Origin of the sequence: Pseudomonas marincola (assembly GCF_900682675.2) — a bacterium.
GTDB classification, from domain to species: domain Bacteria; phylum Pseudomonadota; class Gammaproteobacteria; order Pseudomonadales; family Pseudomonadaceae; genus Aquipseudomonas; species Aquipseudomonas marincola.
In genome coordinates this window covers 3,768,871-3,793,453 of the sequence record NZ_LR215729.2, presented here as the reverse complement: position 1 = coordinate 3,793,453, position 24,583 = coordinate 3,768,871, and the positions used below count along the sequence as shown (strand labels likewise).

The 24,583-nt window shown below is 57.7% G+C and carries 24 protein-coding genes; 17 read left to right on the top strand and 7 right to left on the bottom strand.

The window, feature by feature from the left end; genetic code table 11:
- Positions 1-5: 5 nt before the first annotated feature.
- On the bottom strand, positions 6-323 hold the full coding sequence (locus PMYSY11_RS17555) for a Rieske (2Fe-2S) protein (RefSeq protein WP_150547586.1): 318 nt from the start codon (positions 321-323) through the stop codon (positions 6-8).
- A 127-nt stretch (positions 324-450) separates the two neighbouring features.
- Entirely contained in the window at positions 451-2,664 is a 2,214-nt protein-coding gene (locus PMYSY11_RS17550; protein ID WP_150547585.1) for a TonB-dependent hemoglobin/transferrin/lactoferrin family receptor, read from the bottom strand.
- Positions 2,665-2,793: 129 nt separating this feature from the next.
- Here PMYSY11_RS17550 and PMYSY11_RS17545 point away from each other — a divergent pair, with 129 nt between their 5' ends.
- Genes PMYSY11_RS17545 through PMYSY11_RS17510 form a run of 8 tightly spaced genes read left to right on the top strand, consistent with a single transcriptional unit; the run spans position 2,794 to position 9,304 of the window.
- Complete coding sequence (locus PMYSY11_RS17545; protein ID WP_150547584.1) at positions 2,794-3,561, top strand: energy transducer TonB; 768 nt, start codon at positions 2,794-2,796, stop codon at positions 3,559-3,561.
- Between the two features lie 20 nt (positions 3,562-3,581).
- A complete protein-coding gene (locus tag PMYSY11_RS17540; protein WP_150547583.1) occupies positions 3,582-4,652 on the top strand; it encodes a hemin-degrading factor in 1,071 nt (356 codons plus the stop codon).
- 1 nt (position 4,653) lies between these two features.
- On the top strand, positions 4,654-5,295 hold the full coding sequence (locus tag PMYSY11_RS17535; protein ID WP_150547582.1) for a MotA/TolQ/ExbB proton channel family protein: 642 nt from the start codon (positions 4,654-4,656) through the stop codon (positions 5,293-5,295).
- The gene (locus PMYSY11_RS17530) at positions 5,292-5,720 is read left to right on the top strand and encodes an ExbD/TolR family protein (RefSeq protein ID WP_150547581.1); all 429 of its coding nucleotides are present in this window, start codon (positions 5,292-5,294) and stop codon (positions 5,718-5,720) included. Before PMYSY11_RS17535 ends, PMYSY11_RS17530 begins: the two co-directional genes overlap by 4 nt.
- On the top strand, positions 5,710-6,600 hold the full coding sequence (locus PMYSY11_RS17525) for a heme/hemin ABC transporter substrate-binding protein (RefSeq protein WP_150547580.1): 891 nt from the start codon (positions 5,710-5,712) through the stop codon (positions 6,598-6,600). Before PMYSY11_RS17530 ends, PMYSY11_RS17525 begins: the two co-directional genes overlap by 11 nt.
- Positions 6,597-7,634 carry a FecCD family ABC transporter permease gene (locus PMYSY11_RS17520; protein ID WP_069897927.1) on the top strand — a complete coding sequence of 346 codons (1,038 nt, stop codon included), beginning with the start codon at positions 6,597-6,599 and terminating at the stop codon, positions 7,632-7,634. The genes PMYSY11_RS17525 and PMYSY11_RS17520 overlap by 4 nt, the downstream gene beginning before the upstream one ends.
- Positions 7,634-8,401 (top strand): heme ABC transporter ATP-binding protein, encoded by a 768-nt coding sequence (locus tag PMYSY11_RS17515; protein ID WP_150547579.1) that lies wholly within the window; start codon positions 7,634-7,636, stop codon positions 8,399-8,401. Before PMYSY11_RS17520 ends, PMYSY11_RS17515 begins: the two co-directional genes overlap by 1 nt.
- A gap of 9 nt (positions 8,402-8,410) precedes the next feature.
- On the top strand, positions 8,411-9,304 hold the full coding sequence (locus PMYSY11_RS17510; protein ID WP_150547578.1) for a ChaN family lipoprotein: 894 nt from the start codon (positions 8,411-8,413) through the stop codon (positions 9,302-9,304).
- Between the two features lie 409 nt (positions 9,305-9,713).
- Here PMYSY11_RS17510 and PMYSY11_RS17505 read toward each other — a convergent pair whose 3' ends face one another.
- The 3 genes from PMYSY11_RS17505 to PMYSY11_RS17495 all read right to left on the bottom strand — a co-directional run bounded on the left by PMYSY11_RS17505 (position 9,714) and on the right by PMYSY11_RS17495 (position 12,716).
- Positions 9,714-10,511 carry a Crp/Fnr family transcriptional regulator gene (locus tag PMYSY11_RS17505; protein ID WP_069897925.1) on the bottom strand — a complete coding sequence of 266 codons (798 nt, stop codon included), beginning with the start codon at positions 10,509-10,511 and terminating at the stop codon, positions 9,714-9,716.
- Between the two features lie 102 nt (positions 10,512-10,613).
- Complete coding sequence (locus PMYSY11_RS17500) at positions 10,614-10,886, bottom strand: TfoX/Sxy family protein (RefSeq protein ID WP_069897924.1); 273 nt, start codon at positions 10,884-10,886, stop codon at positions 10,614-10,616.
- A gap of 270 nt (positions 10,887-11,156) precedes the next feature.
- Positions 11,157-12,716 (bottom strand): bifunctional aminoglycoside phosphotransferase/ATP-binding protein, encoded by a 1,560-nt coding sequence (locus PMYSY11_RS17495; RefSeq protein ID WP_150547577.1) that lies wholly within the window; start codon positions 12,714-12,716, stop codon positions 11,157-11,159.
- Between the two features lie 117 nt (positions 12,717-12,833).
- On the opposite strand from PMYSY11_RS17495, the gene mrcB reads away from it, so the two are divergent.
- Genes mrcB through PMYSY11_RS17480 form a run of 3 tightly spaced genes read left to right on the top strand, consistent with a single transcriptional unit; the run spans position 12,834 to position 16,229 of the window.
- The gene (gene mrcB / locus PMYSY11_RS17490; RefSeq protein WP_150547576.1) at positions 12,834-15,155 is read left to right on the top strand and encodes a penicillin-binding protein 1B; all 2,322 of its coding nucleotides are present in this window, start codon (positions 12,834-12,836) and stop codon (positions 15,153-15,155) included.
- A 16-nt stretch (positions 15,156-15,171) separates the two neighbouring features.
- On the top strand, positions 15,172-15,900 hold the full coding sequence (locus PMYSY11_RS17485) for a tetratricopeptide repeat protein (RefSeq protein ID WP_090515496.1): 729 nt from the start codon (positions 15,172-15,174) through the stop codon (positions 15,898-15,900).
- On the top strand, positions 15,900-16,229 hold the full coding sequence (locus tag PMYSY11_RS17480) for a YqcC family protein (protein WP_150547575.1): 330 nt from the start codon (positions 15,900-15,902) through the stop codon (positions 16,227-16,229). Before PMYSY11_RS17485 ends, PMYSY11_RS17480 begins: the two co-directional genes overlap by 1 nt.
- Positions 16,230-16,241: 12 nt before the next feature.
- On the opposite strand, the gene PMYSY11_RS17475 is transcribed toward PMYSY11_RS17480, so the two are convergent.
- Complete coding sequence (locus PMYSY11_RS17475) at positions 16,242-16,685, bottom strand: DUF4124 domain-containing protein (protein WP_150547574.1); 444 nt, start codon at positions 16,683-16,685, stop codon at positions 16,242-16,244.
- A 407-nt stretch (positions 16,686-17,092) separates the two neighbouring features.
- Here PMYSY11_RS17475 and PMYSY11_RS17470 point away from each other — a divergent pair, with 407 nt between their 5' ends.
- Positions 17,093-18,817 (top strand): acetolactate synthase 3 large subunit, encoded by a 1,725-nt coding sequence (locus PMYSY11_RS17470; RefSeq protein WP_150547573.1) that lies wholly within the window; start codon positions 17,093-17,095, stop codon positions 18,815-18,817.
- Between the two features lie 2 nt (positions 18,818-18,819).
- Positions 18,820-19,311, top strand: a complete 492-nt coding sequence (ilvN, locus tag PMYSY11_RS17465) for an acetolactate synthase small subunit (RefSeq protein ID WP_069897919.1) — start codon at positions 18,820-18,822, stop codon at positions 19,309-19,311.
- A gap of 55 nt (positions 19,312-19,366) precedes the next feature.
- On the opposite strand, the gene ilvY is transcribed toward ilvN, so the two are convergent.
- Complete coding sequence (ilvY, locus tag PMYSY11_RS17460) at positions 19,367-20,248, bottom strand: HTH-type transcriptional activator IlvY (protein WP_090515490.1); 882 nt, start codon at positions 20,246-20,248, stop codon at positions 19,367-19,369.
- A gap of 125 nt (positions 20,249-20,373) precedes the next feature.
- Here ilvY and ilvC point away from each other — a divergent pair, with 125 nt between their 5' ends.
- The 4 genes from ilvC (at position 20,374) to msrQ (ending at position 24,051) form a co-directional block, all read left to right on the top strand.
- Positions 20,374-21,390 carry a ketol-acid reductoisomerase gene (ilvC, locus tag PMYSY11_RS17455; RefSeq protein ID WP_069897917.1) on the top strand — a complete coding sequence of 339 codons (1,017 nt, stop codon included), beginning with the start codon at positions 20,374-20,376 and terminating at the stop codon, positions 21,388-21,390.
- Between the two features lie 148 nt (positions 21,391-21,538).
- Positions 21,539-22,354: a CDP-diacylglycerol--serine O-phosphatidyltransferase gene (gene pssA / locus PMYSY11_RS17450; RefSeq protein ID WP_069897916.1), complete on the top strand. Its 816-nt coding sequence runs from the start codon at positions 21,539-21,541 to the stop codon at positions 22,352-22,354.
- A 60-nt stretch (positions 22,355-22,414) separates the two neighbouring features.
- Positions 22,415-23,428, top strand: a complete 1,014-nt coding sequence (msrP, locus tag PMYSY11_RS17445) for a protein-methionine-sulfoxide reductase catalytic subunit MsrP (RefSeq protein ID WP_150547572.1) — start codon at positions 22,415-22,417, stop codon at positions 23,426-23,428.
- Entirely contained in the window at positions 23,428-24,051 is a 624-nt protein-coding gene (gene msrQ, locus PMYSY11_RS17440) for a protein-methionine-sulfoxide reductase heme-binding subunit MsrQ (protein WP_150547571.1), read from the top strand. The genes msrP and msrQ overlap by 1 nt, the downstream gene beginning before the upstream one ends.
- Positions 24,052-24,583: the final 532 nt, after the last annotated feature.

The following is a 24,583-nucleotide window of genomic DNA, read 5'->3' as shown; positions in this document are numbered from 1 at the left end:
TTTGCTTATAGGTTGACCCAGATGCCATCCGCGTCTTCGCGGGATTCGAGCTTGTACAACGATTGTCCCGCGCAGGGGCCCGCAACGCACTCACCGCTATCAATCAGGAACAGTGCGCCGTGGGTGGCACACTGGATCAGGCTGGCGCTGGAATCGAGAAACTGGTCGGGTTGCCAGTCCAGCGGCACGCTGCGGTGCGGGCAATAGTTGCGGTAGACGAAAACCTGGCCGTCTTTGCGCACGGCAAAAACCCGTTCATCGTCCAACGTAAAGCCCCGACTCTGGCCTTCAGGCAGATAGCTCGGGGCGCATAAAAACTGCATGAGTCACTCTCCGCTTAAGGCGGCGATTATCGCCAACAGCGGACAGATGCGAAAGGGGCACATCCGTGTGCGAATTGAATCTGTTGTGCAGCGACTGCGCAGAAAGTTGCTCAGCCGCTGCAACTGCTTACATCTCCCAGATCATGTTCACTGCTGCATAACGGCCAGGCTGTGAATAACGGTCCAGTGACGGGCTGTCGGCGGTCAGGCTGCGTACATCGCCCCACTGCCAATATTGCTTGTCGGTGAGGTTGTAGAGCCCGGCGTTAACCGAGAACTGCTCGCTGACTTGCCAGTAACCGTTGAGGTCGAGTGTGCCGTAACCGGCGGGCTCGAACTGGTTAGGGATTGCCGATTTGTCGACGCGCTCTTTGGCGGCCACCAGCGTCCACGCCAGCTCGCCACCAAACTCGCCGTTCGGTGCGTCGTAACCCAGGCCGATAACGCTTTTCAGTGGATCGACGCTGTTGATCGGCTGGCCGGTGTCTTCATCACGACCGCGTGCATAGGCGATAGCGCCGCGCAGGCGGGTGCCTTCAGGCATGCCATAGCTGCCCAGGAACAAGTCGCCTTTGGCTTCTGCGCCACGGATCGTCACTTTGTTGAGGTTCTGGTACTGGAACGTCAGCGGAATGCCGTTGCCGGTCGGGTCGCTGCTCAGCGAGACCTGCTCGATGAAGTCATCGTACTCGTTGTAGAACAGGGCGAGGCCGAAGCTGCCTTGGTCAAACTTGCCGCGCAAGCCCAGCTCATAGCTGTTGCTGGTTTCGGCTTCGAGGTCCGGGTTGGCAATGGTTTGATAACCAAAGGCTGAGTTCACAAACTCGCCGAATACATCCACCGGATTCGGCGCGCGGAAGCCTGCCGCATACTGGCCGTAAACGCTGTAGGCGTCGTCGATCTGATAACTAACGGCAAGTTTGGGTGACAGCGCGTGGTCATCGTAATTGTCCGGGTTGGTGTTCACCGGAACACTGTTGAGGTATTCCTGGGTCACGTCCGGTTTCATTTCGTAGTAGTCGTAGCGCAAGCCCGGCAGCAAGGTCCAGCGGCCAATTTCTATGCTGTCTTGAGCGAACAGTGCGTACTCGTTGGCGGTTGGGTCCGGGAAGTCGCTCAGCGGGAAGTTTTCACCGCCAAACGACGGCGGGGTTGGCAGGCCCGTGGCTGTGTAGACCTCTGAGCCACGGCGCAGGTCGCTGCTTTCAAGGTGCTTGATGTCGAAGCCGTAGATCACTTGATGCTGTGCATCACCGGTGGCGAAGGCTTTGTCGAATTTGCTGTTGAGTGTCCACAGCTCTTCGCGGTACTTGGAGTCGCGGGTGCGCTCACGGAAGGTTCCGGCGCTGAAGCGGTCCTGGAATGTTTGCTGACGAATCAGGCTGTCCTGATAACTCAACTGCCATTCAACGCCATCGGTGATCGCGCTGGATAAATCAAACTGGTGCTGCAAGCTGAAGCGTTCGCGGTCGGTGCTGTCCACCGCGTCCGAAGTCCGGGTTGTGCCGGAGGTGGCGTAGTCGCTGAGGATTTTGGTGTCGGCCTCGGCGTTGAAACGCTCATAGGTGGACTGCAGGCGGTCGGTCTCGTTGTAACTCCAGCCGAGTTTGCCGAGGAAGTTTTCGTTGTTGAAATCCTGCGGATTGGCTTCACCCCGGCCACTGCCGATGCCGCTGGCTCCGCCGTAAGTATCGGTTGCCTGGCCATCGCGGCGACCCAAATGCAGCAAGCCGTCGAACTGGCCCTGGCGCCCGGCAAATGTGGCGCTGCGCTGCCAGCTGTCATCGCTGCCGTCGTAACCGGTTTTGAAGCGCAGATACGTGTCGTCGCCGTCTTCCAGATAATCCCCCGCATCCTTGGTCAGGAAGCTCACTGCGCCGCCGATTGCATCGCTGCCATACAGCGAGGAGGCCGGGCCGCGAATGATCTCGACCTGCTTGACCGTGTCGAGGTCGACGTAATCACGGCGCGCATTAAGGAACGGGCCGAAGGTGAATGCGTCCGCGGTGGGCACGCCGTCTACCTGGGTGAGGATGCGGTTGTCGCCGATGCCGCGGATGTTGAAACCGCTAAGACCAAACCGGCTGCCTGTCCCGCTCACCGTAACGCCCGGCTCATAACGCACCAGGTCACTGATGTTGTTGATGTTTTGCTGATCGATCTGGCGTTCGTCCTGCACCGAAACGGTACTCGGGACTTTATCCAGTGTGCGCTCGCTGCGGGTGGCCGTGACCGACACCGTGTCGAACTGAGTCACTGCAGGTTCCGCAGCGTGAGTCGCTGAGGCGCCGAGCAGCAAAAGTGGCAGCCAGGGACGCAGGGCAAAGGGTGGACGTTGCATAGGTAGCTCCTGATTAGCACGGGTGATTTTGTATTCACCTTGGATGGCAGGCGCAAAATGCTAATGGGATTGACATGCATATGCAAATGATTATCAAATGGATTTGAATTTAATAATTATGGCGTTGTCATGCTGCGTTGGCCGTTGTTTCTCCTGCTTTCACTGGCAGCCCATGTGGCTGCCAGTTGGCTTTTGCGTGAGCCGGTGCAACCGCTCGCCGGCCAGCAGGCTGACGCGCCGCAAGTGCTGCGAATTGCTGCGATTCAGTTGCAGGCCGCCGCCAAACAGGAGCCCGTCGCGCCGCCGTCCGCTCCCGCGTCAGAGCCGCCACCGGCAGTTGCCACCGCCAAGCCTGAGCCTGTTAGCACGCCAGCTGTCAAAACCCCGGTTGCGCCGGTGCCCGTGGCCAAGCCAGTAGTCGCCGCCCCCAAGCCTGCTGTCGCAGAACCCAAACCCAAGCCAGTTGTAGCGCCTGAACCTGCGCCGCGAGTTGCGTCCGCCAGTTCGGCGCAGCCCTCTGCGCCGGAAAAAGCCGCCGGTAAAGCAAAAGCACCGGCAACACCCAAACCCGTTGCGGCGCCCGTGACCCAAAGCCCCGAGCCGGTAGAGGTGGTGAGCCATCAGCCGAGCTTTCTGCAGCCGCCCAAACCGCCGAGCTATCCCGCCACAGCGCGGCGCAGGAATCAGGAGGGCACGGTATTGGTTGAGGTGCGCCTTGATCGCAATGGTGCGCAGCGCGATGTGCAGGTGCTGCGCTCATCGGGGGTCAGCAGCCTTGATCAGGCGGCAGTGAAGGCGGTTTCAGGCTGGCGCTTCAAACCCGAAACAGTTGCAGGTCAGCCCGTGCCCAGCCGGGTGCAAATTCCCATCGCGTTTGCCCTTGCGGCGCGACGTTGAACAACAAGACAGGAGTGCTTATGCAAACGTTAACCAACACCGACGTGACTACAGCGAATTTGTATCAGGCCTGGCAGGCCTTGCGCCAAGCGCAACCACGTCTGCGCGCCCGCGATGCAGCGGCTCATTTGCAGGTGAGTGAGGGTGAGTTGGTCGCCAGTCGTCTGGGCGTCGACGCCATCCGCCTGCGCCCCGAGTGGAAAACCTTGCTCCCGGCATTGGGTGAGCTGGGCTTTATCATGGCCCTGACTCGCAACGAGCATTGCGTACATGAACGTAAGGGCTTTTATCGTGATGTAACGGTGATGGCCAGTGGGCAGATGGGCTTGGTGGTGTCTGCCGATATCGACCTGCGCTTGTTCCTCGGCGGCTGGGGCAGCGTTTTTGCCATCGAAGAGCAAACCGATAAGGGCGTGCAGCGCAGCATTCAGGTGTTTGATCGCCAGGGCATGGCGGTGCATAAAGTGTTCCTGACGCCCACCAGCAACGTTGACGAGTGGGCACCGCTGGTGGCGCAGTTCCGCTGTGAAGAGCAGTCTGCCGATCTGCAATTGCAGGCGTTACCGGCCGCTCCCGAGCCAGTTGCCGATGAGCAGATTGATGTCGCTGCACTGCGTGATGGCTGGGCCAGCCTGCAAGACACTCACCATTTCTTCGCGCTGCTGAAAAACTACGGCGTTGCACGTACCCAAGCCCTGCGCCTGGCCGGACACCAATGGGCAGAACCGTTGGCGACCAGCGCACTGCCGGAATTGTTTGAGCAGGCGGCAAGCGAGGCGGTGCCGATCATGGTGTTTGTCGGCAACCGGCACTGCATTCAAATTCACAGCGGGCCGGTGAACAACCTGCGCTGGATGGACACGTGGTTCAACGTGCTTGATGCCGATTTCAATCTGCACCTGAAAACTCTGTCGGTGCATGAACTATGGCGTGTGCGTAAGCCGAGCAGCGATGGTGTGATCACCAGTTGGGAAGCGTACGACGAAAACGGCGAAATCATCGTGCAGTTGTTTGGTGCGCGTAAACCCGGCGTCCCTGAGTTAACTGCCTGGCGTGATATCGCCGAGCGCTGCCCGCGCCTGGAGGCCTGACATGCTCGCCCTGCTGCAGAACATGGGGCCGCTGGCGTGGCCTTTGGCGCTGTGCTCCGTCATCGCCTTGATGTTGATCCTTGAGCGGTTGAGCGTGTTTCTGCGCTTGCCGCCCTTGAGTGTCTCTGCCGGCAAGGCAGCCGTAAGCGCGTGCCGCGACTGCGATAAACAGGCGTGCCACGGCGCCGTGCGCGGCTGGCGATATGGCCTGGCCTTGCTGCTGGAACACAGCACGGCACCCAGCCAGCAGCGTGAAGAGGTGCTCGGTTGCTGGCTGCTGGAGGAACGCCGCAGGCTTAATCGGCAGTTACGCCTGCTGCAACTGATTGCAGTGCTCGCGCCGATGCTCGGGCTGTTGGGGACCGTGCTGGGCATGCTCGAGATGTTCGCCAATATTGCCGGACAAGATCGCCCCGTGACCCCCGCTTTGCTCGCCGATGGTTTATGGCAAGCCCTCTACACCACGGTGTGGGGCCTGTTGATTGCGATCCCGTCAATGGCTGCTGGCCAAGGCTTCGCGCTCTGGGCGGAGCGATATCTGGAAGCTGTGCAAAACCTGCTCAATCGCTGTCATCTGGCGATTGATGGTTTGAATCTGGACCTCACGCCAAGTGCATCCCGTGTGCAGTGGGCGTTGCCATGATTCGCCTGGCGCAGTCATCACCCAGCGGCGTCAGTTTGCTGCCTGATCTGACGCCGCTGCTAGATGTCATCTTCATTGTCCTGGTGTTTTTCCTGCTTACCGCGCAAACGCCGCTGCTTGAGTTGCCCATGCAAATGGCGCAAAGCCAGGAGACGCTTGAGCCGGCTGTTGCGGGCGGTGAGCGGATGCGCATCCAGCTCGATGAACAGGGCAATTGGCGGTTTAACACGACCGACTACGACAGTTTTGCGGCGCTACGCAGCCAGCTGTTGAGCAATCTCGGCGAAGTCAAAGCAGCAGGGTTGGATATCGCCCTCGATCGCCGAGCGCCACTGACTACATTTCTCGACCTGATGGCCATGCTCCAGCAGCACGGCATTGAGGACAGTCGAATTCTATTGGAGCCTGTCAAAGATGCGCCTTAGTCTTTCTATATTGTTGAGCCTGATCATGCCGGCCGCCGCGTTTGGCGCTGAAACCTTGCCGCAACGCTGGCTCAGCGCCGGTGGCTCGTTAACCGAGTGGGTTGTGGTGTTGGGCGGTGAGAGCAAACTGGTTGGCGTCGACACCACCAGTCAGCACCCTGCAACAGTGACCAAATTACCGAGCGTGGGTTATCAGCGTCAGCTCTCTGCTGAAGGTATCTTGTCGCTCAATGCCGACGTGCTGGTGGGCACGGAAGAGATGGGCCCGCCGCCGGTGCTTGAGCAACTAAGTGCGGCAGGGGTGCGCATCGAAACCTTGTCCGCCAAGTCGGATGTAACCGTACTTGAGCGTAACTTGCAGCGCCTTGGCAGTTTGCTGGGCGATGAAGCCAAGGCGCAGGAAGTGTTTGCGCACTACCAGCAACAGTTGAATCGCCAGGCACAATGGGTGAGCGCCGCGCAAAGCAAGCAGGCGGCGCCACGGGTATTGTTGTTGCTGGGTAATGCCGGCGGTAATCCAATGGCGGCTGGTGCTGATACCGGTGCGAATTGGCTGATCGAGCAGGCCGGTGGTCACAACGTAGCGACTCACGCCAGCTATAAAGGTATATCCAATGAGGCCTTGCTGGCGCTCGACCCTGAAGTCTTGATCGTCGCAGACCGGCGCTTGCGCGGTGATGAGGCCAAGAAAGCGTTGCTGAAAAGTAACCCGGCGCTAGCGGCCACTCGCGCGGCAAAGGCCGGGCGGATTGTGGTGCTGGACCCGACGCTGTTAGTCGGTGGGCTGGGGCCGCGTTTGCCGGAAGGGCTGGCGGCCTTGTCTGCAGCCTTTTATCCTGCCAGCCAACCTTTGCTTGTTGAAGCCCACGCCAACTTATGAATCCAGTTCTCCGACCGCGCTCACTGTTCATCGCACTGGGCGTATTGCTAGCACTCGCATTCTTCTTGTCCCTCGCACTGGGGCCAGTCAGCTTGCACCTGCTAGACAGCTTGCAAGCGCTGTTACGGCTGATTGGCGTTCCGGTAGGCGACGACACGTTAGAGCAGGCGCAATTGATTATTGGCCAGATTCGCATGCCGCGGACCCTGCTCGGATTATCGGTGGGTGCGGTATTGGCGTTGTGTGGCGTGGCCATGCAAGGGCTGTTTCGTAATCCGCTTGCCGACCCCGGTTTGATCGGTGTTTCCAGCGGCGCAGCACTCGGTGCGGCCATAGCGATAGTCGGCGGCAGCTTGTTCGGCGGGATTCCCGAAGCTTTCGCGCCGTATTTGCTTTCAGTATTTGCCTTCGCTGGCGGGCTGGGCGTCACTGCGCTGGTTTACCGGCTCGGCAGACGTGACGGCCAAACCAGTGTGGCGACCATGCTCTTGGCGGGCATCGCGCTTACGGCATTGGCGGGTGCGGTGATCGGTTTGTTCACCTACCTGGCTGATGATGCGACCCTGCGTACGCTGACCTTCTGGAACTTGGGCAGCCTCAATGGCGCCAGTTATGCCCGACTCTGGCCACTGCTGTTGGTCACTTTCGCGGTGGCCTTATGGTTGCCACGCCGGGCTAAAGCGCTGAATGCGCTGTTGCTGGGTGAGTCGGAAGCGCGGCATCTGGGGTTTCCGGTTGAGCGGGTCAAGCGTGAGCTGGTGTTCTGTACTGCTCTCGGCGTGGGCGCGGCGGTAGCTGCAGCGGGGATGATCGGTTTTATCGGCTTGGTGGTTCCGCACCTGGTGCGCTTGCTGGTCGGGCCGGATCATCGCGTGTTGCTGCCAGCCTCGGCGTTGGCGGGCGCCAGTTTGCTGCTGTTTGCCGACCTGATCGCACGCCTGCTGTTGGCCCCGGCTGAATTGCCGATTGGGATTGTCACCGCGCTAATTGGTGCCCCATTCTTTATTTACCTGTTGTTGCGGGGGCGTGCCTGATGCTACGCGCAGACTCAATAAATGTGCAGCGCGGTGATACCCGCGTGCTTGAGCAGGTCAGCCTTGAGCTGGTGCCGGGCCAAGTGCTGGGCGTGCTTGGGCCAAACGGCGCGGGCAAGAGTACATTGCTCGCAGCGCTTTGCGGTGAGCTGGCGGTTTCAGCCGGTTCGGTGAAGCTCGACCAGCGCGAGTTAAGCGACTGGCAAGGCGTGGAGCGAGCGCAGCGTTTGGCCGTATTGCCGCAATCGTCCACGCTCAATTTTGCTTTCAAGGTCGAAGAAGTTGTGGGCATGGGGCGTTTACCGCATGCCACCGGGCGTGAGCGCGATCAGCAAATCATCGGCCAGGCATTGGCTGCGGCAGATGCGCAACATTTACTCGGGCGCAGTTATCTGGCGCTGTCGGGAGGCGAGCGTCAGCGGGTCCATCTGGCGCGGGTGTTGGCGCAACTTTGGCCTGGTGGAATAGGCCAGACGTTATTACTGGATGAGCCGACCTCGATGCTAGATCCCTTGCACCAACACGTTACCTTGCAAGCCACCCGGAGGTTTGCTGAGCAAGGTGCAGCCGTGATGGTGATTCTGCATGACCTGAATCTGGCTGCGCGTTATTGCGATCGCTTGCTGTTGCTTGAACGCGGCGTGCCGCGTGCATTGGGGAAACCTGAAGAGGTGTTGCAGGCCGAATTGCTGCAATCTGTATTCGGGCTCGAAGTGCTGGTGCATAAGCACCCAGAGCGCGGCCATCCGCTGATTATTGCTCGCTAAGGAGTTCGCGTGCGTATAGCTATCACGTTGCTTTTGCTGTTTTTGGCGGGTTGTCAGTCCGTGCGGCCAACAGTCCCTGCGGTTCCTGACTGGCAGAGCCCGCAAGGGCGCGAGCATGCGCAGCTCGGGGTAATTATTGATCTGCGCAGTGGCCAGCAGATCAGCCCTCAACAACTGGTTGATGAGTTGGCTACGGCCGGGCATGTACTGGTTGGCGAGCAGCACGATAATCCTGATCATCACGCCTTGCAGCTATGGTTGCTCAAAGCCCTGGCCCAGTACCGGCCAACTGGCAGCCTGTTGCTGGAAATGCTTACCCCAAGCCAGCAGGGGGCTGTGGACAGCAGCCGCGCTGCGACTCAAGCCAATCAGTCACCGGCAGATTTAGCCAAGGCGTTGAGTTGGAAGGAGGGCTGGGACTGGAACTACTACGGGCCTATCGTGCGCTACGCCTTGGTACAGCCTTATCCGTTATTGGCAGCTAACCTCGACCGTGAGGAAATCATGGCGGTGTATCGCCAGCCTCCGCCGTTGGTTGGCTCAGCTTCTACCGCTGCCAGCGTGCGCACAGCGCTGCAGGATGACATTCGTGAGTCGCATTGCGGGCTGCTGCCCGAATCGCAAATGCCGCCGATGTTAGCCATTCAGCAGCAGCGTGACCGGCGCATGGCCGAGCAGATTAAAGCCGCACCACAGCCCAGCATCCTGTTTGCCGGGGCCTTTCACGTGCGCCGTGATCTGGGCGTGCCGCTGCATCTGCAAGACCTTGGCGACAGCACGCAGACCCGTGTGCTGACGCTGGCAGAAGTAGGGCGCACGGTGACCGCTCAGCAGTCCGACTTTGTCTGGTACACCGCCGCCACGCCAGAGCAGGACCATTGCGCGAAACTGCGTAAGCCATAACCTAGCCCCCACGGCGAGCAATTCGTCGTGGGGTTGCAGCCCTTCAGCGCAACTCTGCGCAATCCGCTACCCATTCCGATCTCATTAGCACGGCTTGCACGCAGAAGCGTCTTGCAGCCAAGACGTGGCTTGTACGCTCGCGGATGCGCCGCACCTTCGGCTCCTCGGATAACTAAACGATTGCAGCGTGGCTAAATCGCAGGCAAAAAAAGACCCGGCAAAGTGCCGGGTCAAAAACCGTGATTAGCCTGATGAGGAGATAATCTGAAGAGTCCGACTGAAGGTCTCTTGAGCTTATCAGCTGATCTCGCGACCAGTTGAGTTAATAATAACAATTATCATTTGCGTGTCAACAGTCTAATGCGATTTATTCTCAATTAAGTTTTTGGGCTGTATCTCAGCAGGTTTCTTACTTGAGCGCGGCGGCGCGCAATTGGGTGATTTCCTTGTTCAGCAAGTCAATGCGCCGGGCCATGCTCTCGACCAGACTGTGGGCGATGCGCGGGTTGTTATGCATCAGGGTGATAAACTGATCCTTGGGGATGACCATTACCGTGCACGGCTCGACGGCGATAATTGTCGCGCTGCGTTTTTCTTGGGTGAACACCGCCATGGCGCCAAAGATTTCATCTTTCTTGACGTCGCCAACTTTGTGCCCGTCGACATAGGCGTCGGCCTGGCCCTCGATAATGATGAACACGTCGTCGGCATCATCGCCCTGATGCAGCAGTTCTTCGCCGGCAGCAAAGTGCTGAAACCCTGTCGCGGTGCGAATTTCTGGTTGTTTGAGGCACGCCAGCGCCTCGCAGAGTAAAACGGTGTGACCGATCAGGTATTGCAGGAATAACTCCTGACGCTGCTCATCGGCGTGAATGTGCTTGAGCACCTCACTGCGCGAGTAGGGGAGCAGTGCCACCGGGTCTTCGCTGCTGTAATGCGTTGGCGGGAATTCGATATTCTGGCGCAAGCCGAGCAGGTCACCTTGCTGCAGGTAGAACAGCGGGTGTTGATCGACGGCGGCGTGCAACAGGCCGTGCTCGATCAGAAACAACTCCGTTCTCGGTAATTCCAGTGTGAGGTCATCACTGCGCTCAAGCTTTATGACCGGGCCACTTGGATCGAGACCGTCAAGTAGCTGGGTGGGAATCTGCTGCAACTTCCTGATGAGTTGTTCGGCGTAGATCGGTTGTTCACCGAGTAGGTACATGAGTGCAATTCCTTGGCTGGCTGGCGGACGAATGCCCTGACTTGAGCAAAACGATAGGCGTCCACAGTCAGCAGGTAAATCTCTCACGCCGGAGGTTGTGAGCTAGCTCTTATTGCGGGTCACAGGGTCGTCCAACTGTCCGCTCAGCTCGGCTTTTAGCGTCGGAGGTAGTTGACTCCAGTGCACATCAAGGAGTGCGCCTTCAATTGCATAGAGCAACACTTTCGAGGCGCGAAAACCGCGTGCACGCACCGCCCGGTAAGCGCTGACGGCGCCAAGCCGGCGTAAATCGTTGGCACTGTGAATTCCCGAGGCATGCAGCCATTGCGCTGAGGTCTTGCCGAGATTTTTCATCTGCTGCAATTCATCGTTCATTGCGCCTCCGTGCGTCGCCAAGCGTACGTGTTGGGGAAGAGGAACGGTGCTTACCTATTAAGTGTAGCGGCCAATCGCGCAGGTGTGGCTTTTTGCTATTGCCGGCTCTCACCGAAAGGCTGGGGGCAGCGTGAAACTGACAAAGAGCTGCTTGAGGCAGGATTTTTAGAGGCGGTCGAGACGTTGCCAAAGTTGGCTTGGAGGGGCTTGATCTGAAGAGGGGAGCGCCGGGGGCAGATTTTCTGCCCCCGGCGCTAAAGTGCGATTGAATCAGAGGCCGGGCAGGCGTTGGCGGATGCGGGCCACCAGCCCATCGAGGCTAGCGCTGCTGTTGGTTTCAACCAGCTTGCTGTGAACGCGCTCTTCTTCGGTCAAGGCTTCTCGGTTGGCTTGCTGCGCCTGCACGACTTCCAGTGTGGCGTCGGACGGGTCCTGTCCTTCAGCTTGGCGCTGTGCGAGCCAGCCGGCAATTACTTGCTCCGGAGCCTGGCAGTCGAGAATCAGGAACGGCACGCCGGTTTCCTCGGCAACACTGCAAGCCGCTTGGCGCTGCGCTTGCTTGAGATAAGTCGCATCGACCACAACCGGGTAGCCGGCATGCAGCGCGGCGCTGGCCAGTTTGTGCAAATGTGCATAAGTAGCTGCAGATGCGTCGGCAGTGTAGATGCCGCTGTCCAATGCGTTGCCGTCAGCCTGCTGCTCACCGAACAGGCGCTTGCGTTCGACATCCGAGCGCAGGCGAATGGCGCCCATTGCTTCAACCAAACGCATGGCGACCTGACTTTTGCCGACCGCAGACACGCCATGAGTGATAGCCATGAAACGCGACGGAATAGCGCTGTAGCTCTCGGCTAAGGCGGCATAACGGCGGTACTGGCGCAGGATCACGGCGCGCTCGACTGCGCTTTGCTCCTGACCCAGACGGAACAAACTGACCTTGCCACGCACCATCGCGCGATAAGCCTTGTAGAAGTTCATCAACTCCAGCGCGGCGTAATCGCCCGTGTGCTCAAGCCAGCCGTTGACGAAACGTCGCGCCAGGCACTTGAGACCACGGTCTTCAAGGTCCATGGCCAAAAAGGCGGCATCGGCGGTGATGTCGGTCAGGCGGAACGGCTCGTTGAACTCAATGCAGTCAAACAACGTGACCTGGCCATTGAATACGGTGGCATTGCCAAGATGCACATCCCCGTGGCATTCACGGATAAAGCCGTCAGCCTTGCGTGAGGCGAGCAGAGGCTTGAGGCGCTCATAGCTGCTTTCGGCCCAGGCCTGCAATGCATCAAGCTGCTCAAGGTCAGCTTTGTCGGTGAGCATCGCGCGGGCTTGCTCGAAGTTCTGCATCACCGGCGCCATCGCCGCTTCTGCTGTACCCAGTTCATGCTCTTGCGGCACGCGCGGGGCGCTGAGATGGAAGTCTGCGATGATTTTCGCCAAGGCGTCGATGTGCTCTGTGCCCAGCTCGCCGCGTGCCTGCAACTCGCCGAGCAGTTGGCTTTGCGGGAATTGGCGCATTTGCAGCACGTATTCGATGGGCTCGCCTTCGCCATTCAACTGCGGGGCCTCGACGCTACCGGTGATCGGCAGCACTTGCAGGTAAAGGTCTTTGGCCAGACGCTGATTAAGGCGCAGCTCTTCGTTGCAGAAGTGTTCGCGGGCGCTGAGTTCGGTGAAGTCGAGGAATCCGAAATTGACCGCTTTCTTGATCTTGTAGGCGTATTCGCCCGTCAGAATTACCCAGGAAATATGAGTCTCGACGACCTCGAAGGCCTCCACCGGATGGGGAAAAATAGCAGGGTTCTGCAGGGCTGCAATCAGGGCTTGGCTCACGGTTGATCCTTGGCGTGAATTCATAAAGTAGTGGCTCATTATGGCCGCTACGGACGGCGCTGCAAACTACTCAGCGGTGCCTGCTTGTGTGCAACAAAGTGCGTATAATGCCGCGCCATGACTCGACCTAAATCCCCCCGTACCCGTTCTAAACGCCGTAAAACCCGTGGCTCGCGCCCCTGGCTTGGCTGGGCTGTAAAGCTTGGTCTGGTTGGGCTGGTAGTCTTTGCCGGTTTTGCGGTTTATCTCGATGCGGTTGTTCAGGAGAAATTCTCCGGCAAGCGCTGGACTGTGCCGGCCAAGGTTTATGCCCGGCCGCTGGAGTTGTTCGTCGGTGAAAAACTGTCGAAAAGCGACTTCCTCAAAGAGCTGGATGCCTTGGGCTACCGGCGCGAGAACAGCGTATCCGGCCCCGGCGCTGTGTCGGTTAATGGCAACAGCATCAATCTGTATTCCCGTGGTTTCCAGTTTTACGAAAGCGCCGAGCCTTCGCAGAAGGTCAATGTGCGTTTCTCGGGTGATTATGTTGCTGGTCTGAGCCAGGTTGGCGGTGGCAAACTCTCGGTTGCACGCTTGGAACCCTTGCTGATTGGCGGCCTGTATCCGGCGCACCAGGAAGATCGGGTGCTGGTCAAGCTCGACCAGGTGCCGCCTACGCTGATCCAGACACTGGTCGCAGTTGAAGACCGCGACTTCTTTGAGCATCACGGTGTGTCGCCCAAGTCGATCGCCCGCGCCGTATGGGTGAACGCCTCGTCAGGTGCATTGCGCCAGGGCGGCAGTACGCTGACTCAGCAGTTGGTGAAAAACTTCTACCTGACCAACGAGCGCAGCCTGACGCGTAAAGCCACCGAAGCGATGATGGCGCTGCTGCTGGAACTGCATTACGACAAGAACGAAATTCTTGAGGCGTACTTCAACGAAGTGTTCCTTGGGCAGGATGGCAACCGCGCGATCCACGGTTTCGGTCTGGCCAGCCAGTACTTTTTCAGCCAGCCAATTGCCGAGCTTAAGCTTGATCAAATGGCGCTGTTGGTGGGCATGGTCAAGGGTCCGACGTATTACAACCCACGCCGCCATCCTGAGCGTGCAACGGTTCGGCGTAACCTGATTCTCGACATGCTGGCCGAGCAGGGCGTGGTTTCTGTCGAGGAAGCAACGGCGGCCAAGGCGCGTCCATTAGGCGTGACCAGCAAAGGCAGCATGGCCAACAGTTCATTCCCGGCATTCCTCGATCTGGTCAAACGCCAATTGCGCGAAGACTACAAAGAGGCTGACTTGACCGAGGAAGGGCTGCGCATATTCACCAGCTTCGACCCGATCATGCAGATCAAGGCCGAGGAGTCGCTCACCGGCACGCTCAAGCGTCTGTCCGGGCGCAAAGGTGTGGATCAGGTTGAGGCCGGTATGGTCGTCACCAATCCGGAAACCGGTGAAGTGCAGGCGCTCATTGGCAGCCGTCAGCCGGGTTATGCAGGCTTCAACCGCGCGTTGGATGCGGTGCGTCCAATCGGCTCGCTGGTTAAACCTGCGGTTTACCTCACGGCGCTGGAGCGTCCGAGCGAATACACCCTGACGACCATGATGGAAGATAAAGCCTTCTCGGTTAAAGGGCAGGACGGCCAGGTATGGAGCCCGCAAAACTACGACCGTAAGTCGCATGGACGGATCTATCTGTACCAGGGGCTGGTCAACTCTTACAACCTGTCGACTGCCAAGCTGGGCTTGCAGGTTGGCGTGCCGAATGTACTGAAAACCTTGCAGCGGCTGGGTATGCAGCGCGAATGGCCGGCGTACCCGTCGATGTTGTTGGGTGCCGGTAGCCTGAGCCCGATGGAAGTGGCGGATATGTATTCAACCTTGGCCAACGGTGGTTTCAATACGCCGTTGCGCGGGATTCGCAGCGTGTTGACCGCAGAAGGCGAGCCGTTGAAGCGCTATCCCTACAAGATTCAGCAGCGCTTCGATCCGGGTGCAATCTACCTGCTGCAAAACGCCATGCAGCGAGTGATGCGCGAAGGTACCGGGCGTTCGGTTTACAACCAGTTGCCGCGCTCGTTGAATCTGGCTGGCAAAACCGGTACCAGTAACGACTCGCGCGACAGCTGGTTTGCAGGTTTTGGGCAGGATCTGCTCGCGGTCGTCTGGTTGGGACGTGACGATAACGGCCCAACGCCGCTGACCGGCGCAACGGGTGCATTGCAGGTGTGGACCAGCTTTATGGCCAAGGCCGACCCGCTGCCGCTGGATATGCCGCAACCGGATAACGTGGTGCAGGCATGGGTTGATCCGAAGACGGGACAGGGTTCCGATTCGAGTTGCCCGGGCGCTGTGCAGATGCCGTATATTCGTGGCAGTGAGCCAGTAGCCGGTTCTGCGTGCGGAATTCAAGCGCCGGTGGACTCTGTTATGGATTGGGTTCGTGGCTGGATAGAATAATTAAAGAGGGTTTGATGTGACTAAGTGGTTGATACCGGCTTTTACAGCGTCCCTGGTTTTGGCGGGTTGCTCCAGCGTACCGCGCGGGTCGATTCCGGTGGTTGATTCCGGTACTTCGGCATCGGCCAACCGGATGGACAACGTCAAGGTCTATGGCTCGTCCAATGGCCAGCAAGGTTCTCAGGCGCAAGCTCAGGCTCAGGCGATCCCTGAAGATTCTGGCGTGGTGGTCATGGTGCCGGGCGGCGTGGGCGGCTCAATGCCGCTGGATACCTCATCCGCGCCGATCAGCAGCCAGCCAATACAATCCGAGCCGATTCAGATGAACTCGACTCAGGGCGATAACACGCCGTCGACCAGCAGTGCGCCAAGCATCAGCAGCTCGACGCAGAGCGCAGGTGGCCTGGCCGCAGATGAACAGTTGGACGGCCCGGTTCTGGCGCTGCTGACCACTGCTCAACAGCAGCAGGCAGGCGGTGACTTGAATGGCGCGGCATCGAGCCTTGAGCGTGCCCAGCGCATTGCTCCGCGTGAGCCGCAGGTTCTATACAATCTGGCTCAGGTGCGTCTGGCTCAGGGTGACGCTGCGCAGGCTGAGCAATTTGCCCGTCGTGGCCTCAGCTATGCCAGTGGACGTCCGGCGTTGCAGGCCAGTTTGTGGGATTTGATCGCGCAGTCGCGGCAGATGCAGGGCGATGCGGCAGGTGCAGCGCAGGCACGTGAGCGGGCCAAGGTTAATCTCTGATGGCCGTGCAAATAGCCGAGGTTGCCGAGTGCTTGTTGCTCATTGAGCGCGAAATGCGGGTTCAGCAGCTCTGGTCGGTCGAGCCGCCCAGCGCTGAGGCCATGGCCAGTGTTACGCCGTTTTGCGTCGACAGCATGCCATTCGAGCAATGGCTGCAGTGGATATTCGTGCCGCGCATGAAGATGATTATCGAGGCGGGCGCCGCTTTGCCTAGCGCGTCAGGAATTCAGCCGATGGCTGAACAGGTTTACGGAGAGAGCAATCCGCAAACCCGTGGTCTTCTCAAGTTGCTCGGCGAGTTTGATCAGCTGATCAGCGACGCCAACTGACCCTGAGCCCGCTTAATTGCAGTTTTCGCTGATGGCCTTCTTGGCCTCGGCGATACGCTGCTGGCGCTCATCTTCGCCCAAACGGCGTACTTCCCCGTCGATCTCAGCCCGCAGACGTGGGTTGTTCTCGAGTTGAGCCAGGCTGGTACGCACTTCGGTGCAGTACTGCTTGCGCTCGGCGGCCTTGGCGGCCACTTCAGCTTTGACCTTCTTGTCGATCTCGGCCTGTTCCGGGTTGGCGATGCTGTCGAACGTCGGCACCTCTGGCTTTTCTGGTGCTTGCACCGGCGCGCTGGTCGGGGTGTCGGTGTCGATTGTCGTCGCTTGTTGCCCGGCTGGCGGTTGCGCCCCGAAATGCGTCATGCCCTGCGCATCGACCCACTTGTAAACCTGGCTGGCCATCGCCGAAGTGCTCATGATGAGCAGCAGGGTGCTGGTTAAAAATACGTGGCGCATGTTGAATCCTTAATTCGAACTGTCGGAGCTTGGAATAACTATAACCGTAATCTGTAGTTGCCCATGCTGCGCTATGTCACAACAGAAGTTTGTATATTCTGTCACGGATTACTTGACTTGCAGCGCTCTAATCCCGAACAATCCCACGCTCGCTGTAGTGGAGTCCGCCGCAAGCAGGCTTTAGCTCAGTAGAGATGAGGTGCACACCCGCGCCGACTTGTTACACCCGCAACGCGTTACCTCGCGCTGGGTGGGAAAACCCCGCAACACTTTGGGGCGTTCCCAATACTTGCTCAGTAGTAGCTGACGTAGTCGGCGACCACCGTCGCTCATGCTCTGCTTGGCAGTAAACCTATTTCAAACCGCCTTCTTCCTTGGCGGTTTCTGGCGTTTTAGAGGTGAACAACGTGGAGCTTTTATCCGGCGCTGAAATGGTCGTCCGCTTTTTGCGTGACGAAGGCGTTAAGAACATCTATGGGTACCCAGGCGGTGCCTTACTGCACATTTATGATGCCCTGTTCAAAGAACCTGAAGTGAACCATATTCTGGTTCGCCATGAGCAGGCGGCTACCCACATGGCTGATGGCTATGCACGTGCGACCGGTAAAGCCGGCGTGGTGCTGGTGACTTCCGGCCCGGGTGCAACCAACGCCATTACCGGTATTGCTACGGCCTACATGGACTCCATTCCGATGGTGGTTCTGTCGGGTCAGGTTCCTAGCAACATGGTCGGCACCGACGCATTCCAGGAAACCGACATGATCGGTATTTCGCGGCCAATCGTGAAGCACAGCTTCATGATCAAGCACGCCTCGGAAATTCCGGAAGTGATGAAAAAAGCCTTCTACCTGGCTGAGTCCGGTCGTCCTGGCCCTGTGGTTGTCGATATCCCGAAAGATATGACCAACCCGGCTGAGAAGTTCGAATACGTTTATCCGAAGAAAGCCAAGCTGCGTTCGTACAGCCCGGCACTGCGCGGTCACTCCGGGCAGATTCGTAAAGCGGCTGAGATGCTCATCGCGGCAAAACGCCCGGTCATCTACAGCGGCGGCGGCGTAATCATGGGCGGCGCATCTGCTCCGCTCACCGAGCTGGCGCAAATGCTCAACACCCCGGTCACCAATACCCTGATGGGTTTGGGCGGCTACCCAGGTACCGATCGCCAGTTCCTTGGCATGCTCGGTATGCACGGCAGCTACACCGCTAACCTGGCCATGCACCACGCGGACGTGATCTTTGCGGTTGGCGCACGCTTTGATGACCGTGTTATCAACGGCGCGTCCAAGTTCTGCCCGAACGCAAAAATCATCCACGTCGACATCGATCCGGCGTCTATCTCCAAGACCATCAAGGCCGACGTGCCAATTGTTGGCCCGGTTGAAAGCGTGCTGACCGAAATGGTCGCGATCCTCAAGGAAATCGGTGAAACCCCGAGCAAAGAGGCGCTGGCCAGCTGGTGGAAGCAGATCGAAGAGTGGCGCGGCAGCCGTGGCATGTTCCCTTACGAGAAGGGCGATGGCAGCATCATCAAGCCACAAACCGTTATCGAGACGCTCAGCGAAGTAACGCACGGCGATGCATTTGTGACCTCCGACGTAGGTCAGCATCAGATGTTCGCGGCTCAGTACTATCGCTTCAACAAGCCTAATCGCTGGATCAACTCTGGCGGCTTGGGCACCATGGGCTTCGGTTTCCCTGCGGCCATGGGCGTTAAGCTGAGCTTCCCGGATGATGACGTCGCCTGTGTAACGGGTGAAGGCAGCATCCAGATGAACATTCAGGAACTGTCGACCTGCTTGCAGTACGGTTTGCCGGTGAAAATCGTCAACCTGAACAACGGCGCGCTGGGCATGGTGCGTCAGTGGCAGGACATGAATTACAACAGCCGTCACTCGCACTCCTACATGGAGTCGTTGCCTGACTTCGTCAAGCTGGCAGAGGCTTATGGCCATGTCGGCATGCGCATCACTGATCTGAAAGATCTGAAGCCGATGATGGAAAAGGCGTTCGCCATGAAAGATCGCCTGGTATTCCTCGACATTCAGGTCGACACCAGTGAGCACGTCTATCCGATGCAAATCAAAGACGGTGCAATGCGCGACATGTGGCTGAGCAAGACGGAGCGGACCTAATCATGCGACACATTATTTCCCTGTTACTGGAAAACGAACCGGGCGCTTTGTCCCGTGTGGTTGGCCTGTTCTCGCAGCGTAACTACAACATCGAAAGCCTGACTGTGGCGCCGACTGAAGACCCGACTCTGTCGCGTCTGACGTTGACCACCGTTGGCCATGATGAGGTGATCGAGCAGATCACCAAAAACCTCAACAAGCTGGTTGAGGTGGTTAAGCTGGTTAATCTTTCAGAGAGCGCTCACATCGAGCGTGAACTGATGCTGGTCAAGGTCAAGGCTACCGGTGCTCAGCGCGCCGAGGTCAAACGCACCACGGATATCTTCCGCGGGCAGATCGTCGACGTAACCAGCAGTGTCTACACCATTCAATTGGCAGGCACGAGCGACAAGCTGGACAGCTTCATTCAGGCCGTAGGCACCGCCTCGATTCTGGAAACCGTGCGCAGCGGTGTTACCGGCATCGCCCGTGGCGACAAGGTTCTGAGCATCTGATTGTGCTGCACTGAAGAAGCCCCGCAAATTTTGCGGGGTTTTTTTTGCCTGGCATTTAATGCTGGCGATTCCAGAACGCGTTGATCAGCGGTTCTTTCAGGTGTTTTTCAAGGGCAAACAGGCCGATGTCGTAAGCGGTGAGGGGCGGTTGAATATCGTAGGTGCGGATGCGTGCGCTAAGCGGGCTGTTGTCGAGCACAATTTGCGGGACCACACCAATGCCAAAGCCCAGGCTGACCATGCTGACGATGGCCTCGTTACCGCTGACCTGAGCGTAAATCCGTGGCTTTATACTGTGATTTTTGAGCCAGCGATCGGTCCGTGTTCGCGCCAGGCCTTCTTCCGAGAGAATCATCGGCACATCACGCCAGCTGGCTGCGCTCGGGTGCTTAACTTGCTCCTCAGTTAAAAGCTGAGGCGATTGCGGGCCAATGAAGCGCAGCGCCGAGCGGGCAATCGGCTGAAAGGCCACGCCGGTTGGCAGGCTGTCGGGGCGCGCGCCGATGGCAATGTCCTCAAGCCCTTCCTGGATACGCTCAACCGCTTTCGCCGCGTCCCCGGTGTGCAGCTTCATTTCGATGCGCGGGTATTCCTGGCGAAAGCTGCTCAAAATATCGTAGAGAAAGCTGTAGCTGGCCGTGACCGAGCAATACAGTGAAAGCTCACCTTGCAGAATCAATTGATCCTGCTTGAACGACTGGCGCATGGTCTGCCAGCCGCTTATCACCTCTGTGGCGTATTCGCGAAACTGCTGGCCCTCGCGAGTGAGGCGAACGGAGCGGTTATCCCGGAGAAATAACTGAGTGCCGAGTTCGTCCTCAAGCTGCTTGATGCTGCGGCTGAGAGCAGACGGACTGACATGATGCTCGCGGCTGGTTTTGCCGAAGTGCAGGTTGTCCGCAAGGGAGAGGAAAAGAATAAGCGAATGGCTGTTCATGTGTATTTCATATATCGGCATGTTGTGTTGCAAATATATCATTTTACGCAATGGGGGAGGTCGCATAGACTGGCCACGTAGCGGTGCTTGCACCCACCCCTTTTTCGATTAGAAGAGCCAAGAACATGAAAGTTTATTACGACAAAGACTGCGACCTCTCCATCATCCAGGGCATGAAAGTAGCCATCATCGGTTACGGTTCTCAGGGCCACGCTCAAGCGTGCAACCTGAAAGACTCGGGTGCGGACGTGACCGTTGGTCTGCGTAAAGGCTCTGCTACCGTTGCCAAGGCTGAAGCCCACGGCCTCAAGGTTGCTGACGTTGCCACTGCTGTTGCCGGCGCTGATCTGGTAATGATCCTGACTCCGGACGAGTTCCAGTCGCAGCTGTACAAGCAAGAAGTTGAGCCGAACATCAAGCAGGGCGCTACCCTGGCTTTCTCCCACGGCTTCGCGATTCACTACAATCAGGTTGTTCCGCGCAGCGACCTCGACGTGATCATGATCGCGCCGAAAGCGCCGGGCCACACCGTGCGTTCCGAGTTCGTCAAAGGCGGCGGTATCCCTGACCTGATCGCTATCTATCAGGATGCTTCGGGCAACGCCAAGAACGTTGCACTGTCTTACGCTTCGGGCGTGGGCGGCGGCCGTACCGGTATCATCGAAACCACCTTCAAAGACGAAACTGAAACCGACCTGTTCGGCGAGCAGGCTGTTCTGTGTGGCGGTTGCGTTGAGCTGGTTAAAGCGGGCTTCGAAACTCTGGTTGAAGCTGGTTACGCGCCAGAAATGGCCTATTTTGAGTGCTTGCACGAACTGAAGCTGATCGTTGACCTGATGTTCGAAGGCGGTATCGCCAACATGAACTACTCGATCTCTAACAACGCTGAGTACGGCGAATACGTTACCGGTCCGGAAGTTATCAACGCCGAATCGCGTCAGGCTATGCGTAACGCTCTGAAGCGCATTCAGGACGGCGAATACGCCAAGATGTTCATCCAGGAAGGCGCTGCCAACTATCCTTCGATGACTGCTTACCGTCGCAACAACGCTGCTCACGGCATCGAAGTTGTTGGCGAGAAGCTGCGTTCGATGATGCCTTGGATTGCAGCGAACAAGATCGTCGACAAAGCCAAGAACTAAGGCTTTTTGCGACAGCGAAAAACGCGGCCAATGGCCGCGTTTTTTCGTTCTGTAGCCTACTTCTGGTATAAAGCCTGATCTTTAAGCGTTGTCTGGCTGTTTCAGACAAGGCCAAATGAATATCTTAATCCGTTGCAAGGTGCAGTTCATGAACGAGCGTCCCGAAGAGCAAGGCCCTACTCCTGAAGAGGAAAGTCTGCTGCCAATCGATGAGCACATTGAAGAAGGGCACGATGCTGAGGGCCGCAAGGTCCGTCACCGCGGCATCTATCTTTTGCCGAATCTCTTCACCACCGCCAACCTGTTTGCCGGTTTCTACGCCATCATCAATGCAATCAACGGCAACTTCTATGTGGCAGCGGCGACTATTTTCGTCGCCATGGTGCTCGACAGTCTGGATGGGCGTGTCGCGCGCCTGACCAATACGCAAAGCGCCTTTGGTGCTGAATACGATTCGCTGTCCGACATGGTCGCGTTCGGCGTGGCGCCGGCAATCATCGCGTTCGAGTGGGCGTTGGGCAGCTTGGGTAAGGTCGGCTGGATGGTTGCATTCATCTATGTCGCCGGTGCTGCATTGCGTCTGGCACGCTTCAACACTCAAATCGGCAGCGTCGATAAGCGCTACTTCATCGGTCTGGCCAGTCCGGCAGCCGCCGGTGTGGTGGCGGGAACGGTGTGGGCTTTCAGTGACTTCGGTATTGAAGGCTCGAACATGGCCTTTGTGCTGGCTGTACTGGTAGCGGCCGCTGGCATGTTGATGGTCAGTAACATCAAATATCACAGCTTCAAAGATCTCGACCTCAAGGGGCGTGTGCCGTTTGTGGCGATCCTTGCTGTGGTGCTGGTGTTCGCGGTAGTTTTCAGCGACCCACCGCGGATCTTGCTGATTATCTTCCTGGCTTATGCGTTCTCTGGTCCGGTGCAATATTTGTTGCAATTGCGTCGCCGTAAAACAGCCAAGTGATGTAATTTCTGTCAGGCTCCGCGGTCTACTCGTCTTACTACTGGTAGCTGCGGAGTCATCATGCTGATCAAACTTCCCCCTGCGTCTGCTTGCAAAGAGTCAGACGTCACCCCCGAGTCAATCTACTTATCGCGGCGCAAGTTTGTTGGCAGCTCAATGCTCGGGCTGGCGGCTACAGCTATGCCTGTGTTGGCGCGTGCCGAAGATGCAGTCCGTTACGCTGGGGTCGAGCCTGCAAAGGCGCCGGCCTGGTTTCAGAGCAAGCTTTCGAGCACTCAATGGCAGGCTGTTGTAGCCAAGGGCGAAACCATCACGCCTTATGTCGATGCGACCCAGTACAACAACTTCTATGAGCTTGGCGCTAATAAAGGCGACCCAAAGGCCAATGCGGCTGCACTAAAGACCGAACCCTGGACCGTTGTGGTCGATGGCGAAGTGGCTAATCCCGGTCGTTATAACCTCGAAGACTTCATACAACCTCATCAACTTGAAGAGCGCATTTACCGGTTGCGCTGCGTAGAGGCGTGGTCGATGGTGGTGCCGTGGCTGGGGATTCCGCTGTCTGCGCTGCTCAAACAAGTCGCGCCAACCAGCAAAGGCAAGTTCGTCCGGTTTGAGACACTGGTCGACCGCGAGAACCTGCCGGGGCAAAAATCCAGCTTCGGGCTTATCGACTGGCCTTATGTGGAAGGGCTGCGTATTGATGAGGCGATGAATCCGTTAGCGATTCTCGCAGTCGGTATGTATGGGCGCACGCTGCCCAATCAGAATGGCGCCCCATTGCGGTTGGTGGTGCCCTGGAAGTATGGCTTTAAAAGTATCAAGTCGATTGTGCGCATCAGCCTGGTTGAAGAGCAGCCGAAAACCACCTGGCAATCACTGGCTGCCGATGAGTATGGCTTTTACGCCAACGTTAATCCGAGCGTCGACCATCCGCGTTGGACGCAAGCGCGTGAACGGCGTTTGCCGAGTGGTCTGTTTAGCCCGAATGTTCGCGATACCCTGATGTTCAATGGTTATGGCGATGAAGTTGCCTCTCTCTACAGTGGCATGGACCTGCGAGTTAATTACTGATGCGTTATCCGCTTTGGCGTTTTCTGGTGTTTGTCGTCATTGCAGCTGTGCCGCTGTATTGGTTCTATCAGGCCTGGCTGTTTGCGCTCGGCCCGGATCCGGGCAAGACCTTGGTTGATCGACTGGGCTTGGGCGTTTTGATTCTGCTGTTTATCACCCTGGCGATGACGCCGCTGCAGAAGCTGACAGGCTGGCCGGGTTGGATTGCAGTGCGCCGACAACTAGGGCTGTGGTGCTTTGCTTATGGGGTGCTGCATCTCACTGCGTATAGCGTGTTCATTCTGGGGCTGGACTGGGCGCAGTTCGGGGTAGAGTTAAGCAAGCGTCCATACATAATAGTGGGGGCGCTGGGCTTTCTCGGCTTGCTGGTGTTGGCGATTACCTCTAACCGTTTCAGCCAGCGCCGTTTAGGCAAGCGTTGGAAGAAGTTGCATCGCGTGGTATATGGCATCCTCGCGCTGGGCTTGCTGCACATGCTGTGGGTTGTGCGCGCAGATCTCAAAGAGTGGAGCCTGTATGCCTTGATCGGTGTGTTCCTGATGGTTCTGCGTATTCCGGCGGTAGCCAGGCGTTTACCGCTCTTTCGCTCTAAATCAGCCGGTACTGCAATAAATCCGCAATAAACCCTTGACGGCAAAACTGAGGTGCCTATAATGCCCACCTCTTCCGGCGTCGACCTCTCGGAAAACTTCTTAGAAAACAAGAAGTTAGATTAAAAAGAGGGGTTGCAAAACAGCGAAAGCTGTGTAGAATGCGCCGGGCTCTGGAGGGTGGTTTTAAAGCCTTTTAGAGTGATCGCCACGGTGATCGAAAGCGGTAGAAAACGAGGTGTTGACAGCGAGTTTGAACGCTGTAGAATGCGCCTCCCGCTGACGAGAAGCTGGTTTGATCGGAAGCGCAAGTGGTTGAGTAGATTGAAGAAATTCTTCGAAAAACAGCTTGACAGTAAATGAGGCTGCTGTAGAATGCGCGCCTCGGTTGAGACGAAAGACTTAACCAACCGCTCTTTAACAACTGAATCAAGCAATTCGTGTGGGTGCTTGTGAGGTAAGACTGATAGTCAACAGATTATCAGCATCACAAAGCAACACTCGTTAATTCGAGAGTTACCTTACATTAATTTGTAAGTTTTGCGATTGCTGAGCCAAGTTTATA

Coding starts and splice junctions, on each gene's coding strand:
- PMYSY11_RS17555 (WP_150547586.1), bottom strand. CDS start 323: ATGCAGTTTTTATGCGCCCCGAGCTATCTGCCTGAAGGCCAGAGTCGG.
- PMYSY11_RS17550 (WP_150547585.1), bottom strand. CDS start 2,664: ATGCAACGTCCACCCTTTGCCCTGCGTCCCTGGCTGCCACTTTTGCTG.
- PMYSY11_RS17545 (WP_150547584.1), top strand. CDS start 2,794: ATGCTGCGTTGGCCGTTGTTTCTCCTGCTTTCACTGGCAGCCCATGTG.
- PMYSY11_RS17540 (WP_150547583.1), top strand. CDS start 3,582: ATGCAAACGTTAACCAACACCGACGTGACTACAGCGAATTTGTATCAG.
- PMYSY11_RS17535 (WP_150547582.1), top strand. CDS start 4,654: ATGCTCGCCCTGCTGCAGAACATGGGGCCGCTGGCGTGGCCTTTGGCG.
- PMYSY11_RS17530 (WP_150547581.1), top strand. CDS start 5,292: ATGATTCGCCTGGCGCAGTCATCACCCAGCGGCGTCAGTTTGCTGCCT.
- PMYSY11_RS17525 (WP_150547580.1), top strand. CDS start 5,710: ATGCGCCTTAGTCTTTCTATATTGTTGAGCCTGATCATGCCGGCCGCC.
- PMYSY11_RS17520 (WP_069897927.1), top strand. CDS start 6,597: ATGAATCCAGTTCTCCGACCGCGCTCACTGTTCATCGCACTGGGCGTA.
- PMYSY11_RS17515 (WP_150547579.1), top strand. CDS start 7,634: ATGCTACGCGCAGACTCAATAAATGTGCAGCGCGGTGATACCCGCGTG.
- PMYSY11_RS17505 (WP_069897925.1), bottom strand. CDS start 10,511: ATGTACCTACTCGGTGAACAACCGATCTACGCCGAACAACTCATCAGG.
- PMYSY11_RS17500 (WP_069897924.1), bottom strand. CDS start 10,886: ATGAACGATGAATTGCAGCAGATGAAAAATCTCGGCAAGACCTCAGCG.
- mrcB (WP_150547576.1), top strand. CDS start 12,834: ATGACTCGACCTAAATCCCCCCGTACCCGTTCTAAACGCCGTAAAACC.
- PMYSY11_RS17480 (WP_150547575.1), top strand. CDS start 15,900: ATGGCCGTGCAAATAGCCGAGGTTGCCGAGTGCTTGTTGCTCATTGAG.
- PMYSY11_RS17475 (WP_150547574.1), bottom strand. CDS start 16,685: ATGCGCCACGTATTTTTAACCAGCACCCTGCTGCTCATCATGAGCACT.
- ilvN (WP_069897919.1), top strand. CDS start 18,820: ATGCGACACATTATTTCCCTGTTACTGGAAAACGAACCGGGCGCTTTG.
- ilvY (WP_090515490.1), bottom strand. CDS start 20,248: ATGAACAGCCATTCGCTTATTCTTTTCCTCTCCCTTGCGGACAACCTG.
- ilvC (WP_069897917.1), top strand. CDS start 20,374: ATGAAAGTTTATTACGACAAAGACTGCGACCTCTCCATCATCCAGGGC.
- pssA (WP_069897916.1), top strand. CDS start 21,539: ATGAACGAGCGTCCCGAAGAGCAAGGCCCTACTCCTGAAGAGGAAAGT.
- msrP (WP_150547572.1), top strand. CDS start 22,415: ATGCTGATCAAACTTCCCCCTGCGTCTGCTTGCAAAGAGTCAGACGTC.
- msrQ (WP_150547571.1), top strand. CDS start 23,428: ATGCGTTATCCGCTTTGGCGTTTTCTGGTGTTTGTCGTCATTGCAGCT.